This is a genomic window from Microbacterium sp. UBA3394, assembly GCF_002358725.1.
Classification (GTDB): domain Bacteria; phylum Actinomycetota; class Actinomycetes; order Actinomycetales; family Microbacteriaceae; genus Microbacterium; species Microbacterium luteum.
Map to the genome: position 1 here is coordinate 1 of NZ_DEPK01000269.1, position 15,136 is coordinate 15,136.

Genomic DNA, 15,136 nt, shown 5'->3' on the forward strand with positions numbered 1-15,136 from the left:
GCCGGGTCAGCCGAGCTGATCGGGATGTGTCAGGCGCCACCACGCGGTGGGTTCGGGGATGTGGCCCGCCACGACGACGTCGGAGGTGGCGGTCTCGGGTCCGGCGGTCCACGTGATCGTGCCGACCACGGCGCCGTCGCGGTAGACCTCCGGCGCGCGCGTGTCGACGGTCACCGCGACCGGGGTGTCCGACCACGTGCGCAGCGCGGCGTCGCGCGCCACGACCGCCTGGGCGGACTCGCCCCACGGCGTCGTGATCGTGCCGACGACGTCGCCGGCGTCGGCGAGGGCGACGTCGTGGAACCCCGCGCGGATGCTGGCGAGCGTGCGCAGCGCGACGTCGTTCGTCGCCTCTCGCGTCTGGCTGCCCACGACCGCGCCGGTGACGGCGAGCGGCTCACCGAGTCCGACGTCGAGCGATGCCGTGTACAGCAGGGTGAAGGTGCCGTTGCCGAGGTTGCCGGTCTTCAGACCCGTGATGCCGTCGACGCCGAGCAGCTCGTTGGTGTTGCGCATCGGACCGGTCGCGGGGAGCGTGAGCGAGGGCGTCGCCGCGAGCTCCGCGATCGTGGGGTCTGCCGCGGCCAGCGCGCCCAAGCGCAGCAGGTCGGCGGTGGTGCTGACATTCCCCGGATCGAGACCGGTGGGATCGACGATCCTCGTCGAGGTGAGTCCGTTCGCGTCGAGCCAGGCGCGCGCCGCGCCGAGGAACGCGGACTGCGAGCCATAGGCCCACGTCGACACCGCGTGCGCGTAGTTGCTCGCCGACGGGATGAGCATCGTCGCGAGGGCGTCTCGCAGCGTCATGGTGCTGCCTGCGGGCATGGCCGCGATCGTCGCACCCCGCACGTAGTAGGCGTCGTAGAGGGCGTGGTCGGCGGCACCGAAGGTGAGCGTGGGGCCGGCATCCCCCTCGCCCAGGGGATGGGCGTCGAGCACGACGAGAGCGGTGATGAGCTTGGTGATGCTCGCGATCGGCGCGGCATCCGTGGTTCCGCTCGCCGCCTGAAGTCCGTCCGCGCCGAGATATTCCGGCGCACCCGACACCGTCACCGCCGACGCCCCCTGTGACGGTTCCGCGACCGCGACCGGCTCGGATGCGGCGACGGCCCGATCCTGCAGCTGTGCCGTCGGTGCCGGGAGCGCAGCGCCGAGCGCCCACGCCGCGTATCCGCCCGCCGACAGCGCACCGAGGGCGATCATGAGCACCATCGCGAGCAGGATGCGACCGAGAACCCTGCGGGTGCGCCCGCGCTCGGCCGCGGTGTCGGCGGACGCCGTCTCGGATCCCGCCATCAGATCCGCGAAGTCCGACAGCGCATCCGTCGAATCGCGATGCGTCGTCATCCCGCCCCCATCGGTCGTCCGCCACTCGCCCTCCCATCATGCACGCCCGCCACCGGAACCGCACGCCCGCCACCGGAACCGCACGCGGGCGTCCGGATCGCGTCGATTCGGTTGCCGCCGGATGTCGTCACGCCGCCCGGTGGCGACACTTCGCGACAGGTGAAGGCGCCGCGACGGGTGAAGGCGCCGCGCAGGTCACGAAACGCAGACGATCGTCGCGTGTCACGCGCTCGCAACGATCCGCGACATATCGTGAAGCATGGAGCACACAGCCGACAGGGGAACGGTCGTCGCGGTCGTCGGCGACGCGGCGGAGGATGCGATCGAGACGCTCGACGGGATCCGAGGGGTCGAGATCCTGACGCTGCGGGGGAGCGAGCCGGCCCTCGCCGCCCGCCGCATCGGAGCCACCCGCACCCCGTGGATCGTGCATGACGCCGATCCGCTGGAGCACGTCGCCGCCGCATGGGTGGAGCTGTACGAGGAGCGCTCCACCCTCGGCGCCCTCGAGCTGGAGGTCGAGACCGCGCTCGCCCACTTCGCCGCGGCGGAGGCGGTGATGCCCGACTACTACATCGTGCTCGATCCCGAAGACGTCGACACCACGTGGCGCCACTGGTGGTGCGGCGCGCTCGGGCACCACGCCCCGCGCCGGGTGATCCCCGCCGCCCGTCCGGTGTCGCCCGGAGACGACGGACTGCGGCGGATGCTGACGGCCCTGCCGACCTCGCCGCCCTGGCCGGAGCCGTCGTCGTGGCTGCCGCACATCCCGTTCGAGATCCCCGACCGCGTGGGCCTGCGGGATCGCACCGACTCGGCGGCGTGATCAGCTCGGCGGAAGCGCCGCATCGAGTTCGGCGAGCCACACGCGCGCGTTGCCGTCCGACGGCGCCCGCCAGTCTCCACGCGGGGACAGCGAGCCGGCGGGGGAGACCTTCGGTCCGTTGGGGATCGCCGAGCGCTTGAACTGCGCGAACGAGAAGTAGCGCGTGAGGAACACCCGCATCCACCGGGCGATCTCGTCGAGCGTGAAGGCGTAGCGGTCGTCGTGGGGGAATCCGGGCGGCCACGCGCCGGCCTCGGCGTCGCTCCACGCGTGTGCGGCCACGAACGCGATCTTCGACGGGCGCATCCCGAACCGCAGCACGTGGAACAGGGTGAAATCGTGCAGGGCATACGGCCCGATGCGGTCCTCGGTGGACTGGATGTTGCCGTCGGCGTCGGCCGGAACGAGCTCGGGACTGATCTCGGTGTCCAGCACACCCTGCAGGATCGCCGCGGCCGCGTCGTCGACGCCTTCGCGGTGGGAGATCACCCAGCGGATCACGTGCTGGATGAGGGTCTTCGGCACACCGGCGTTCACCGCGTAGTGGCTCATGTGATCGCCGACGCCGTAGGTGGCCCAACCGAGGGCGAGCTCGGACATGTCGGAGGTGCCCACGACGAAGCCGCCGTTGCGGTTGGCCAGGCGGAAGAGGTAATCGGTGCGCAGCCCCGCCTGCACGTTCTCGAAGGTGATGTCGTGCAACGGCTCTCCCGCGGCGAACGGGTGCCCCAGCTTCTCCAGCATCTCCGTCGCTGCACCGCGGATGTCGATCGTCTCGATCGACGCGCCCATCGCCTGGGACAGGGCGATCGCGTTGGATTTGGTGCGCTCGCTCGTCGCGAAGCCCGGCATCGTGTAGGTGAGGATGTCCGAGCGGGGCCGACCGAGCAGGTCCATCGCGCGCGCGATCACCAGGAGCGCGTGGGTCGAGTCGATGCCGCCGGAGACGCCGAGCACGGGCTTGGGGTTCCCGATCGCCCGCATCCGCTGCACCAGACCGGTCACCTGGATGTTGAACGCCTCGTAGCAGTCCTGCGCCAGCCGTGCCGGGTCGTCGGGCACGAACGGGAAGCGGTCGACCGGCCGCGCGAGGCCGGTCGGCGACACCGGGGGCGCGAGGTCGAACTCGACGGTGCGGAAGACGGTGTCGGCGGCGTGGGTTCGGCGGTTGTCGTCGAAGGTCCCCTGTCGCTGGCGGTCCTGTCGCAGGCGGTCGAGATCGATGTCGGCGACGGAGCGGCGCGGCCCGTCGGGGAAGCGCTCGGTCTCGGCGAGGAGGTTGCCGACCTCGTAGATCATCGTCTGGCCGTCCCAGGACACGTCGTTGGTCGACTCGCCCGCGCCGGCGGCGGCATAGACGTACGCTCCGAGGCAGCGCAGGGACTGCGACCGGCACAGCTCGTGGCGGTCCTCGGCGCGCGCGATCGTGATGGGGCTTCCCGAGAGGTTCACCATCACCGTCGCGCCGGCCAGCGCCGCGCGGGAGGAGGGCGGGATCGGCACCCAGACGTCTTCGCACACTTCGGCGTGCACGACGAGGTCGGGAACGTCGCGGGCGCGGAACAGCAGATCGGGCCCGAAGGGCACGTCGGCGCCGGCGATGCGAATGACGCCACCGGCCTGGTCGTCGCCGGGCGCGTACCAGCGGCGCTCGTAGAACTCGCGATAGGTCGGCAGGAAGGACTTCGGAGCGACGCCCAGCACGCGACCGCGGTGGATGACGACGGCGCAGTTGTACAGGCGGTTCCGGTGGCGGAGCGGAGCTCCGACGACGAGCACCGGCAGGAGATCGGCGGTCTCGGCGGCGAGGTGCTCGATCGCGCTGTCGACCGCGTCGAGCACCGCATCCTGGAGCACGAGGTCATCGATCGCGTAGCCGGTGAGTCCGAGCTCGGGGAAGACCGCGACGGCGGTGTGGTCGTCGTGGCACGCGCGTGCGGCGTCGAGGATCGCCTCGGCGTTTGTCGCCGGATCGGCGATCGCGACGGGCACGGTGCACGCCGCGACGCGCGCGAACCCGTGGCGGTAGGCGCTGTCGAACGGGAGAGGAGTGCTCACCCGCCCAGTCTGGCAGGTGAGGCCGTGTCGGCGGTCCTCGCTACTGTCGAAGGCGACCAAGAGGAGAGCATGCGCTACATACCTGACCAGGGCCGGATCGTCTGGAGCGCCAGCGATCTGAAGGCGGCCGCCGAATGCGAGTTCGCGTGGCTGCGGGCGATCGACGCCAAGCTCGGCCGCGTCGCCGTGGTCGAAGACCCCGAAGACCTCACCCTGGAGCGGGCCGGTCGCCTCGGCGACGCGCACGAGCAGCGTGTGCTCGAGCGCTACCGCGAGGAGTTCGGTGCCGGCGTGTGGGAGATCGATGCCACCGAGTCGCGCGACGCCGACGGGCTGCAGCGAGCCGTCGCCGCCACGGCGGCCGCCCTCGCCTCCGATGCCGACATCGTCTACCAGGCGGCCTTCTCGACCGACGAGTTCGTCGGGTTCGCCGACTTTCTCGCGCGCGACGAGCAGGGCCGCTGGCTGGTGCAGGATTCCAAGCTCGCGCGTCGCGCGCGGGTGACCGCCCTCATGCAGTTGGCGGCATATGTCGCGCAGCTCGACCGTCTCGGCGTTCCCAGATCGGACCGCGTCGAGCTGCTTTTGGGCGATGGCACCGTCAGCGCCCACGCCGTCGACGATCTGCTGCCCGTGTTCGAGCTGCGCGCCGCGCGCCTGCGCGCCCTGGTCGCCGATCGCGATCTCGCCGCCGGCGCCGACGGAGCACCGGTCGCCTGGGGCGACCCGCGAGGCGACCTCGATGTCGTCGCGTGCGGTCGCTGCGCGACATGTGAGCTCGAGGTGGTCGCCTCGCGGGATCTGCTGCTCGTGGCCGGCATGCGACCGGTGCAGCGACAGCGGCTGCGGTCGGCCGGCATCCTCACCATCGACGACCTCGCCGCGACGCCATCGGGCCCGGCCGGGATGAACCCCGACACGTTCTCGATGCTTCGCGTGCAGGCGCGACTGCAGCTGGAGAGCCCCGCCGGCATCGAGATGTCGCGACCGCAGGTGCCGACCTACCGCGTGGTCGCCCCGAAGGCGCTCGGGGCGCTGCCCCGGCCGAACGCCGGCGACATCTTCTTCGACTTCGAAGGCGACCCGCTGTACACCGAGGCGCCGCGCGAGGGGCGCGCCGAGTGGGGCATCGACTATCTCTTCGGCTGGGTGGATCTGGGAGAGCGCTACACCGCGCTCTGGGCGCACTCGTTCGCCGAAGAGAAGGTAGCGCTGGAGACATTCCTCGACATCGTGCGGATGCGTCGGCAGCAGCATCCGGGCATGCACATCTATCACTACGCGCCGTACGAGCCGACTCATCTCTTGGCGATGGCCGCTCGACACGGCGTGCGGGAGGGCGAGGTCGACCAGCTGCTGCGGGACGGCGTCTTCGTCGACCTCTATCCCGTCGTGCGGCGCGCTCTGCGGGTCGGATCGCGCTCGTACTCCATCAAGAAGCTCGAACCGCTCTACATGGGCGATGAGATCCGCACCAGCGACGTGCAGAAGGGCGACGACTCGATCGTCCGCTACGTCGAGGCGAGGGCGCTGCACGACCGCGGCGAGGAGGCTGCCGCGCGCGTGGTGCTCGACGATCTCGCCGACTACAACCGCTACGACTGCGTATCGACCCTGCGGCTGCGCGACTGGCTGGTGGACCGTGCGCGCGAGGCGGCCCTGCGCCCCACCCCCGACGCCGATCCGGCCGAGAACGCCTACCGGCCATCCCACCGTGCCACGACGCTGGCCGAGATGGCCGCATCGCTCCCCGTCGACTCGGTGCCGGCGCGGTCGCTGCGGCTGGGGGCTGCGGCGATCGACTACTACCCGCGCGAGGCGAAGACCTTCTGGGCGACGCACTACCTGCGGCTGCGCGAGCCGGTCTCGCTGTGGGAGGACAGCCGCGACGTGGTCGTCATCGATCCGGCCCGGTGCCGCGTCGTCGAGGACTGGCATCGGCCGGAGGGGGCGCGCACGGACCGACGCGTCCTCGAGATCCGCGGCGAGCTGGCGCCGGGCACACGGCTCAGCGAAGGTTCCTCGCCGTTCGCTCTCTACGACCTGCCCGCCCCCTACCCGTTCGACGCGGCTCCGCGCTGGATCCACGCGGACCACCGGGTGAGCGTCGTGGAAGTGCTCGACGACGGTGTGATCGTCTCGGAGAGCGCGGTCCAGGGATTCACGTGGTCCGAGCTTCCCGTCGCGCTCACGCCGGCCTCGCCCCCGCCCGCGGCGAACCAGCAGGTCGCGATCGACGCATGGGCCGACGCCGTGATCGCCGCAGCGCCGCAGCTTCCGGAGGAGCCCGCGACGGACATCCTGTGCCGGCGGCCGCCGCGAACCCGCTCCGGCGCACTCGCGGTCTCCGAGGGTGACGACGCCGATGCCATCGTGCGCAGCGTGCTCGACCTCGACCGCAGCTACCTCGCTGTGCAGGGCCCGCCGGGAACGGGGAAGACCTACATCGGATCGCATGTGATCGCGCGGCTCGTCGCCGAGCACGGATTCACCGTGGGCGTCGTGGCGCAGTCGCACGCGGTGGTCGAGAACATGCTCGATCGCGTGATCGCCGCGGGCGTGCCGGCGGCACAGGTCGGAAAGGCGCCGAAGGATGCCGCCGTCACGCCGTCGTTCACCGCGCTCGCCAAGAACGGCATCGCCGAATTCGCCGCGGCGCACGCCGAGACGGGGTACGTCATCGGCGGAACCGCGTGGGACTTCGCCCACGAGGGCCGCGTGCCCCGGGGAAGTCTCGACCTGCTCGTGATCGACGAGGCCGGGCAGTTCTCGCTCGCCTCCACGATCGCCGTCTCGCTGGCGGCCTCACGCCTGCTGCTGCTCGGCGATCCTCAGCAGCTGCCCCAGGTGAGTCAGGGCACGCATCCGGAACCGGTCGACACATCCGCGCTCGGGTGGGTGATCGACGGCGCAGACGTCATCCCGGCGGAGTACGGCTACTTCCTCGCGCGAACGTGGCGGATGCACCCCGACGTGGCGGCATCGGTGTCGACGCTGTCCTACGGCGGGGCGCTGCGCGCGCACCCGTCGACCGCGCGGCGAACCCTCGAGGGCATCGCTCCCGGGCTTCACGCGCATCCCGTGCGGCACCGCGGGAACGCCACGTGGTCGCCCGAAGAAGCTGAGGTCGTCGCCGGCATCGTCACCGATCTCATCGGTCGATCGTGGCAGCCGGTGCGCACCGATGCATCCGGTCGGTCCGTCTCGGAGCCTGCGCGTCCCCTGAGCGCCGCCGACGTCATCGTCGTCACGCCGTACAACGCGCAGCAGGTCGCGGTCGAAGAGGCGCTCGAGGCCGCCGGTCACGGCGACGTGCGCGTCGGCACGGTCGACCGGTTCCAAGGCCAGGAGGCGGCGGTCGCGATCGTCTCCCTCGCTGCGTCGGCCGGGCGCGACGCCCCGCGGGGGCTCGAGTTCCTGCTGCTGCGCAACCGCCTCAACGTGGCGGTCTCGCGCGCGATGCACGCCGCGTTCGTGGTGTATTCACCCGGGCTGCTCGACGACCTGCCCCGCACGCCGGAGGGCGTGGCGCGCCTCAGCGCGTTCGCGCGCCTGGTGGGCGCCGACCCGGATGCGTCGTTCGGCGCCGGGCCGGGCGGCGACGCGCAGCTAGGGTCCGCCGTCGGCGATGTCAACCCCGTTCAGGTCGCCTCGGCCCGATCGTAGATTGGCGAAGCGCCTCAGGGCGCGGCGGCACCCGTTCGGCGAGGGGCGGGTGCCGCTCCCTCGGGCTTCGGCCGTCAGCCCTGGTTCATGCCCGGTCGTCAGCGCGTCGCGCGTCGCCGGGTGTCAGCGCGTCGCCGGTCGGCAGCGCGTCGCCGGTCGTAAGCGCGTCGCTCGCTGTCAGACCGTTCCGTAGAGGCGGTCTCCGGCGTCGCCGAGACCGGGCACGATGTAGCCCTTCTCGTTGAGCCGCTCGTCGAGGGCCCCGAGGACCAGGGTCACGTCGCGGTCGCCGACCTGCGCCGTGATGGCCTCGACGCCCTCCGGGGCGGCGAGGAGGCAGATCGCGGTGACATCCTGCGCGCCGCGGGCGAACAGGAAGTCGATCGCGGCGCCGAGCGAACCGCCGGTGGCGAGCATCGGGTCGAGCACGAAGCACTGACGAGCGCTGAGGTCGTCGGGAAGGCGCTCGGCGTAGGTCTGCGGCTCGAGGGTCTCCTCGTTGCGCACCATGCCGAGAAAGCCCACCTCGGCGGTGGGCACGAGCTTGGTCATGCCCTCGAGCATCCCGAGCCCCGCACGCAGGATCGGCACCACGAGCGGCCGTGGTTCACTGATCTTCACGCCCATCGTCTCGGTGACCGGCGTCGTGATCCGAACCGGCGCGACGCGCACGTTCCGGGTCGCCTCGTATGCCAACAGTGTCACCAGCTCCTCGGTGAGCTGACGGAACACCGGCGACGACGTCTCGCGGTTGCGCAGCACGGTGAGCTTGTGGGTGATGAGCGGATGGTCGGCGACGTGCAAGCGCATGAGTCCCAGGGTATTCCACTCGCTCGCCCCGCCCTACGCTGGGGGCGTGAGCCTGCCCCCGTCCGCTTCCGACGCCGCCGCGATGGAGCGCGCGCTGGACCTCGCGTCGGGGGCGCTGGATGCGGGCGAGGTGCCGGTCGGCGCCCTCGTGCTCGATGCGACCGGTGACGTGATCGGGCAGGGTCGCAATCTCCGCGAAGCCGGCCACGATCCGACCGCCCACGCCGAGATCGTCGCGATGCGGCAGGCCGCGGCATCCCTCGAGACGTGGAACCTCGGCGGCTGCACGCTCGTGGTCACCCTCGAACCGTGCCTGATGTGCGCGGGCGCGCTCCTGCAGGCGCACGTCTCCCGCGTCGTCTTCGGCGCTTGGGACGACAAGGCCGGGGCCGTCGGATCGATGTACGACGTGGTGCGCGATCGCCGCCTGCCCGTCCGCGCGGAGGTCGTCGCGGGAGTTCGCGCCGCCGAGGCCGCCGCGCTGCTGCGCACGTTCTTCGACGCGCGCCGCGCCTGACCCGCGCCGAGAAACACCTCCGCGCACGAGACATCACGCGATGCGTGGTTTCTCGCGGCGGAAGTGGTTTCTCGCGGCTCGGGCCGGCTCGGGCCGGCCGGACCGGGCCGGGGCCGGACGGGTCGGGAGTGTCAGCGCGGGAGGAGCGGGAGCACCTCCCTGCCGAGGTATTCCAGGTGGTCCAGGTCGCCGAGATCGAACAGCTGGAAGTAGATGCGCTCGGCTCCCAGCTCCACCAGACGGTGCACCTTCTCGGCGATGACGGATGCGTCGCCCATGAAGTGGCTGTCGGGGGAGATGTCGGCGACGTCACGACCGAGGGCCGCCGCGTGTCGTCGCACATCGGCGGGCGTGCCGGCCAGCGTCGTCAGCGCGACCGAGCGCTTGAGCGAGGCCGGATCGCGGTCGATCCGCTCGCACGCGGCGGAGACCGTGGCGAACTTGTCGGCGACGGTCGGTTCGTCGACGAACCCGATGTTGTACTCCGTGGCGAAGCGCGCGGCGATCGCGGGCGTGCGTCGGGGGCCGCCCCCGCCGACGATCACCGGCAGGGGGGATTGGACGGGCTTCGGAAGCGCCGGCGCATCCTCGAGGCGATAGTGCGCTCCCTCGTGGCTGAAGGTCTCGCCGTCCGGCGTGGTCCACAGCCCCGTGACAACCTCGAGCTGCTCCTCGAGCAGGGCGAACCGCTTGTCGGGGAAGGGGATGCCGTAGGCGCGGTGCTCCCGCTCGAACCATCCGGTTCCCAGGCCCAGCTCGGCGCGTCCGTTCGACATGGCATCGACCTGCGCCACCTGGATCGCGAGCACGCCGGGGTAGCGATAGGTCACCGAGGACACCAGGGTTCCGAGGCGGATGTCGGTCGTCTCGCGTGCGAGGCCGGCCAGCGTCGTCCACGCGTCGGTGGGACCGGGACGGGGATCACCGTTTCCCATGCGCAGGTAGTGGTCGCTGCGGAAGAAGGCGTCGAAGCCGTGGCGCTCGGCCGCGAGCGCGATGGCGAGCTGGTCGTCGTAGCTGTAGCCCTGCTGGGGCTCGGTGAAGATGCAGTACTCCATGAGCCCCAGTCTGGCAGGGCTGTTCAGTCGGCCGAGCGGATGATGATCGCCTCCGTCGGCGGGGAGGGATCGGCCGGTGTGCCGACGTAGCCGATCGCGGTCAGCAGCGCGCGCCGGAATTCGATCGGGCTCTCCAGGTGCGGGGAGTGTCCGACCCCCTCGAGGTGCAGTTCGTTGACGATGCCGCCGGCCTGCGCGTAGGCGCCCAGCACATCCCGGGTCTGCGAGACCATCTCCTGGGCCGGCGCGACGTCGGCTCCGGGCCAGTCGGGGACGACCCCCGCTGCGCCGAGGTGATTGAGATCGAAGAACGACGCGTCGGAGACGATCGCGTCCATGTCGCCGTGCACCCACAGGATCGGCGGCTTCTCGGCGATGTCGACGATGCCCGACACGTCGAAATGCTTCGGCGCCATCGTGTTGAGCACCCCGAGGTCGCCGGCCCCGAACCCCGGCCAGTGGGGGCTCGCGACGGCATCTCCGGGGTAGTTGCCCGTCGCGGTGGAGGTGGACAGCATCGAGGCGACCCACACGTCCTCGTGCTCGGATGCGTACCCGGCGGCGACGTAGCCGGAGCGGAAGACGTTCCGCGGCGAGGTCGGCGCCTCGTCGCTGGCGTCGCCGGAGGTCAGCCGCTCGACGAAGTCGGGATTGGCGCCGCCGGCGCCGCAGCCGGCATCGTCGTCGGTCAGTCGCGAGCCGTCGCGGCGCGTGCCGCCGAAGCCGTACGGCGAGACCGGGGCCTGCAGTGTGAGGCTGAGCGCGCCGTGGTCGATCGCGTACTGCATGACCACACCCCCGCCCATCGACCAGCCGACGAGATGGGCGGTCGGGATCTCCAAGGCCTCCAGCGTCGCGTGCAGGTCGTCGCTGAAGTCCCGCACGCCCCGGGTCGCATCGACGGGCAGGCTCTCGGTCCCGCCGAAGCCGCGCAGGTCGACGGCGATCACGCGCAGCTCAGCGGGAAGATCCAGCATCGTCTCCTGCCAGAAGAGCGACGACGAGACGTTGCCGTGCACGAACACGACCGTGTGCTCCGGCGGTCTCGCGGCGTCGTCCCCCTTGCGCTCGAGCACGTTGACGGTCAGGCGCGGCGTCTCGACGAGGCGAGACGTGATGCCGTCGAAGAGGGTCATTGGGGGTCCTCCGTGGGTCGTCGTGGGGCGTCACCGTCCCACGATCCTCGACTATATCCGGGCACTCCACGCTGCATCGAGGGACTTTTCAGACGGCTCGTAGGATGGCCACATGATCGACGTCGCCGCCCCCCTTCCCGCCATCGCCATCCTCGGAGCCGGGTCGATGGGAGGGGCCATCCTGCACGGGCTGGTGTCGTCGGGACTCGCTCACGGTGGTGTGACGGTGACCAACCGCACGGCCGCGAAGGCGGATGCGTTCGCCGGTCTGGGCGGCGTGCGCAGCATTGCCCTCGAGCGCGATGCCGACGGCAACGCCGCGGCGGTCGCGGGCGCGGACGTGGTGCTCGTGGGCGTCAAGCCCGCCATGGTCCCCGACCTGCTGCGCGAGATCGCGCCCCACCTGCGCCCCGGCACCGTCCTCGTCAGCCTTGCCGCCGGTGTCACGGTCGCCACGTTCGAGTCGATCGTGCCCGCGTCGGTCGCGGTGGTGCGCTCGATGCCGAACACCCCCTCGCTCGTCGGGCGGGGTGTGACCGGGATCGCGCCCGGAACGCACGCCTCCGACGAGCATGTCGCCCTCGTGCGGCGGCTGTTCGAGACCGTGGGCCGTGTCATCGAGGTTCCGGAGGACAAGATCGACGCCCTCTCGACGATCTCCGGATCCGGCCCCGCCTACGTCTTCCTCCTGATGGAGGAGCTGACGCGCGCTGCCGAAGGGAAGGGCTTCGACCGTGCCGATGCGCGGCTCATGGCCGAGCAGACCTTCATCGGGGCCGCGGCGCTGCTGGAGGCATCCGACGACGAACCCGCCGAGCTGCGGCGTCGCGTCACGAGCCCGAAGGGCACGACCGAGCGCGCCATCGCCGTGCTGCAGGATGCGCATCTGGGCGCCGTCTTCGCCGAGGCGACCGACGCGGCACTCGCCCGCGCGAAGGAGCTCGCCGCCGGCGCCTGAGATCCGGATCGCGCCGGTCTTGCGCTCCGGCCGGATCGGCGTAATGTTTCCGCTCGTGCCATCACGCGTCGCTGCGTCGGACACGCGGCCGCGCCGATCGTTCCGACTGAGCCCGGCACAGACCATCGTCGCCGGCTTCGGCCTCGCCGACCTCGTCGGCACCGGCCTGCTCATGCTTCCCGCCGCCACTCGCGACGGCGAGGGGGCGTCGTTCGTCCACGCCCTGTTCACCTCGACGTCGGCGGTCTGCGTGACGGGGCTGGTCGTCGTCGACACGGAGACATACTGGACGCCGCTCGGCCACCTCGTGATCCTGGCGCTCATCCAGATCGGCGGCATCGGGATCATGGTGTTCGCCTCGCTCGTGGGTGTGCTGCTGGCCCGCAGGCTCAGCGTGCGGTCGCGCGTGCTGGCCGCGACCGAGGCGAAGGCGCTCTCGCTCGACGACGTGCGCGGGGTCGTGCGGAGGATCGTCGTGACCTCGCTGCTGATCGAGGCGGCGCTGTTCCTGGTGCTCTTCCCGTCGTTCGCGCTCCGCTACGGTCACGGCTGGGCCGAGGGTGCGTGGTACGCCCTCTTCCACTCGGTCTCGGCGTTCAACAACGCCGGCTTCGCGCTGTACGCCGACAACCTCGTGCGCTTCGCGGCCGACCCCTGGGTCTGCCTGCCGATCTGTGCGGCCGTCATCCTCGGGGGGCTCGGCTTCCCTGTGCTCATGCAGCTGCGACGAGAGATCGGCCGCCCCCTGCTGTGGAGCATGAACACGCGCCTGGTGCTGTTCGGGTCCGTGATCCTCCTCGTTGGGGGAACGGTCTACATCACCGCTCTGGAGTGGACCAATCCCGCCACCCTCGGCGCGTACGACCCGGCGGCCCGCGTGCTCATCGGGTTCTTCCATTCGGTGCAGACACGTACGGCCGGGTTCAACAGCATCGACGTCGGGGCGATGCACGATGAGACCTGGCTCGGCATGGACGTGCTGATGTTCATCGGCGGGGGACCGGCCGGCACCGCCGGCGGTATCAAGATCACGACCTTCGCCGTGCTGCTGTTCATCCTCGTCGCCGAACTCCGCGGCGCCGGTGCCGTCAACATCTTCGGCAAGCGGCTCTCCCGGGCGGTGCATCGACAGGCCATCGCCGTCGTGCTCATCGCGGTGGGCGTCGTCGTCGCCTCGACGATCGCGCTCATGATCGTCACCGGCGGCTCGCTCGATCGCATGCTGTTCGAGAGCGTGTCGGCGTTCGCCACCGTGGGTCTGTCCACCGGAGTCACGGCGGACCTGCCCGAGGCGGCGGAGATCATCCTGTCGCTGCTGATGTTCGTCGGGCGGCTCGGTCCGCTCACGATCGGCACGGCACTGGCACTGCGCGAACGGCGCGTGTCGTACGAGTTCCCCAAGGAAAGGCCCGCCATTGGCTAGCTTCACCCACCTGTTCGGTGCGTCCTCGCATCGCATCGCCGAGGCGGACTCGGTGGCGGTGATCGGGCTCGGCAGGTTCGGCAGCTCCCTCGCCGTGGAGCTCATGGACGCCGGCACCGAGGTGCTCGGCATCGACAGCGACGAGGAGATCGTACAGTCCCTCAACGGGATCCTCACGCAGGTGGTGCGAGCCGACAGCACCAAGCGGGAGGCCCTCGAGCAGCTCGCCGTTCCCGAGTTCGACCGCGTGGTCATCGCCATCGGCGACGATGTGCAGGCCTCGATCCTCACCGCGTCGCTGCTGCTGCAGATGCGGATCCCGGTGGTGTGGGCGAAGGCGGTGAGCGAGCAGCACGGGCTCATCCTGGAACAGCTCGGTGTGCATCACGTCATCTATCCGGAGAAGGACATGGGGCGGCGCGTGGCGCACCTGGTGCGCGGTGCCGCGATGGACTACCTGGAGATCGACCGCGGCTACGCCCTCGTCAAGACGAGCGTCCCCGCGCGTCTGCGCGGCACGCCGCTCGGAGCCACGAACACGCGCCAGGCGCACGGGGTCACTGTGGCGGCCTTCAAGCGAGGCCAGCAGGGATGGTCCAACGCCGACGCCGCGACGGTCCTCGACGAGGGCGACACGGTCTTGGTCGTCGGTCCCACCCGGCGCGTGGAGGAGTTCGCTCAGCTGCGCTGAGAGCATCCGTCACCGGTCGAGGGCGGCGAACCTCTCGATGTCGCTGTTGGTGCCCGAGACGATGATGAGATCGTGGTTGGTCACGACGGTCGCCGCCTCGGCGTAGCGGAACGGCTTGCCCGGGCTCTTCACACCCACGACGGTGACGTTGTACTTGGTGCGAACGCCCGATTCGTTGAGCCCGACGCCGCGGATGAACTTCGGCGGGTACATCTTGGCCAGCACGAAGTCATCGTCGAAACGGATGAAGTCCAGCATCCGTCCGCTGACGAGGTGCGCCACGCGCTCACCGGCCTCACGCTCGGGATAGATGACGTGATTGGCACCCACCCGGGCGAGGATCTTCCCGTGCGATTGCGAGACCGCCTTCGCCCAGATCTGCGGGACCTTCAGGTCGACGAGGTTGGCGGTGATGAGCACCGATGCCTCGATGGAGGATCCCACGGCGACGACCGCCACCTGGAAGTCCTGCGCGCCGACCTGCTTGAGGGCTTCGAGGTTGCGGGCGTCGGCCTGCACCGTGTGGGTCACACGCTCGGACCACTTCTGCACGAGATCGAGGCTCTCGTCGATGGCGAGGACCTCGCGATCGAGGCGGTCCAGCTCGCCCGCGCAGGCCGCGCCGAAGCGCCCGAGACCGATCACG

At 70.8% G+C, this 15,136-nt stretch carries 12 protein-coding genes; 6 read left to right on the top strand and 6 right to left on the bottom strand.

What is annotated here, in order from left to right; translation table 11 throughout:
• Positions 1–6: 6 nt before the first annotated feature.
• Positions 7–1,347: a D-alanyl-D-alanine carboxypeptidase family protein gene (locus tag B4E30_RS15640; RefSeq protein WP_286796128.1), complete on the bottom strand. Its 1,341-nt coding sequence runs from the start codon at positions 1,345–1,347 to the stop codon at positions 7–9.
• A gap of 259 nt (positions 1,348–1,606) precedes the next feature.
• Between B4E30_RS15640 and B4E30_RS15645 the strand changes: the two genes are divergently transcribed.
• The gene (locus B4E30_RS15645) at positions 1,607–2,173 is read left to right on the top strand and encodes a hypothetical protein (RefSeq protein WP_194384656.1); all 567 of its coding nucleotides are present in this window, start codon (positions 1,607–1,609) and stop codon (positions 2,171–2,173) included.
• Here B4E30_RS15645 and B4E30_RS15650 read toward each other — a convergent pair whose 3' ends face one another.
• Positions 2,174–4,231 carry an NAD(+) synthase gene (locus tag B4E30_RS15650; RefSeq protein ID WP_194384657.1) on the bottom strand — a complete coding sequence of 686 codons (2,058 nt, stop codon included), beginning with the start codon at positions 4,229–4,231 and terminating at the stop codon, positions 2,174–2,176.
• Positions 4,232–4,300: 69 nt separating this feature from the next.
• On the opposite strand from B4E30_RS15650, the gene B4E30_RS15655 reads away from it, so the two are divergent.
• The gene (locus tag B4E30_RS15655) at positions 4,301–7,897 is read left to right on the top strand and encodes a TM0106 family RecB-like putative nuclease (RefSeq protein WP_194384658.1); all 3,597 of its coding nucleotides are present in this window, start codon (positions 4,301–4,303) and stop codon (positions 7,895–7,897) included.
• Positions 7,898–8,074: 177 nt separating this feature from the next.
• Here B4E30_RS15655 and upp read toward each other — a convergent pair whose 3' ends face one another.
• Entirely contained in the window at positions 8,075–8,707 is a 633-nt protein-coding gene (upp, locus tag B4E30_RS15660) for a uracil phosphoribosyltransferase (RefSeq protein WP_286796130.1), read from the bottom strand.
• A gap of 46 nt (positions 8,708–8,753) precedes the next feature.
• Between upp and B4E30_RS15665 the strand changes: the two genes are divergently transcribed.
• Complete coding sequence (locus B4E30_RS15665) at positions 8,754–9,224, top strand: nucleoside deaminase (RefSeq protein WP_348670345.1); 471 nt, start codon at positions 8,754–8,756, stop codon at positions 9,222–9,224.
• A 131-nt stretch (positions 9,225–9,355) separates the two neighbouring features.
• Here B4E30_RS15665 and B4E30_RS15670 read toward each other — a convergent pair whose 3' ends face one another.
• Together B4E30_RS15670 and B4E30_RS15675 are read right to left on the bottom strand one after the other, a co-directional pair.
• Entirely contained in the window at positions 9,356–10,282 is a 927-nt protein-coding gene (locus B4E30_RS15670; RefSeq protein ID WP_286796132.1) for an LLM class F420-dependent oxidoreductase, read from the bottom strand.
• 23 nt (positions 10,283–10,305) lie between these two features.
• Positions 10,306–11,418, bottom strand: a complete 1,113-nt coding sequence (locus B4E30_RS15675) for an alpha/beta fold hydrolase (RefSeq protein ID WP_286718775.1) — start codon at positions 11,416–11,418, stop codon at positions 10,306–10,308.
• Between the two features lie 112 nt (positions 11,419–11,530).
• Between B4E30_RS15675 and proC the strand changes: the two genes are divergently transcribed.
• From proC to B4E30_RS15690, 3 genes are read left to right on the top strand one after another with little or no spacing between them, the layout of a single operon-like run.
• A complete protein-coding gene (gene proC, locus B4E30_RS15680; protein ID WP_286796135.1) occupies positions 11,531–12,376 on the top strand; it encodes a pyrroline-5-carboxylate reductase in 846 nt (281 codons plus the stop codon).
• A gap of 43 nt (positions 12,377–12,419) precedes the next feature.
• Positions 12,420–13,799: a TrkH family potassium uptake protein gene (locus tag B4E30_RS15685; protein WP_414683224.1), complete on the top strand. Its 1,380-nt coding sequence runs from the start codon at positions 12,420–12,422 to the stop codon at positions 13,797–13,799.
• A complete protein-coding gene (locus tag B4E30_RS15690; protein WP_286718782.1) occupies positions 13,792–14,490 on the top strand; it encodes a potassium channel family protein in 699 nt (232 codons plus the stop codon). The genes B4E30_RS15685 and B4E30_RS15690 overlap by 8 nt, the downstream gene beginning before the upstream one ends.
• 9 nt (positions 14,491–14,499) lie before the next feature.
• Here B4E30_RS15690 and B4E30_RS15695 read toward each other — a convergent pair whose 3' ends face one another.
• Positions 14,500–15,135 carry a potassium channel family protein gene (locus B4E30_RS15695; protein WP_286796139.1) on the bottom strand — a complete coding sequence of 212 codons (636 nt, stop codon included), beginning with the start codon at positions 15,133–15,135 and terminating at the stop codon, positions 14,500–14,502.
• Position 15,136: the final 1 nt, after the last annotated feature.

What these genes read in the sequence shown, in the direction of transcription:
- B4E30_RS15640 (WP_286796128.1), bottom strand. Translation starts at nt 1,347, where the DNA reads ATGACGACGCATCGCGATTCGACGGATGCGCTGTCGGACTTCGCGGAT.
- B4E30_RS15645 (WP_194384656.1), top strand. Translation starts at nt 1,607, where the DNA reads ATGGAGCACACAGCCGACAGGGGAACGGTCGTCGCGGTCGTCGGCGAC.
- B4E30_RS15655 (WP_194384658.1), top strand. Translation starts at nt 4,301, where the DNA reads ATGCGCTACATACCTGACCAGGGCCGGATCGTCTGGAGCGCCAGCGAT.
- upp (WP_286796130.1), bottom strand. Translation starts at nt 8,707, where the DNA reads ATGCGCTTGCACGTCGCCGACCATCCGCTCATCACCCACAAGCTCACC.
- B4E30_RS15670 (WP_286796132.1), bottom strand. Translation starts at nt 10,282, where the DNA reads ATGGAGTACTGCATCTTCACCGAGCCCCAGCAGGGCTACAGCTACGAC.
- B4E30_RS15675 (WP_286718775.1), bottom strand. Translation starts at nt 11,418, where the DNA reads ATGACCCTCTTCGACGGCATCACGTCTCGCCTCGTCGAGACGCCGCGC.
- proC (WP_286796135.1), top strand. Translation starts at nt 11,531, where the DNA reads ATGATCGACGTCGCCGCCCCCCTTCCCGCCATCGCCATCCTCGGAGCC.
- B4E30_RS15685 (WP_414683224.1), top strand. Translation starts at nt 12,420, where the DNA reads ATGTTTCCGCTCGTGCCATCACGCGTCGCTGCGTCGGACACGCGGCCG.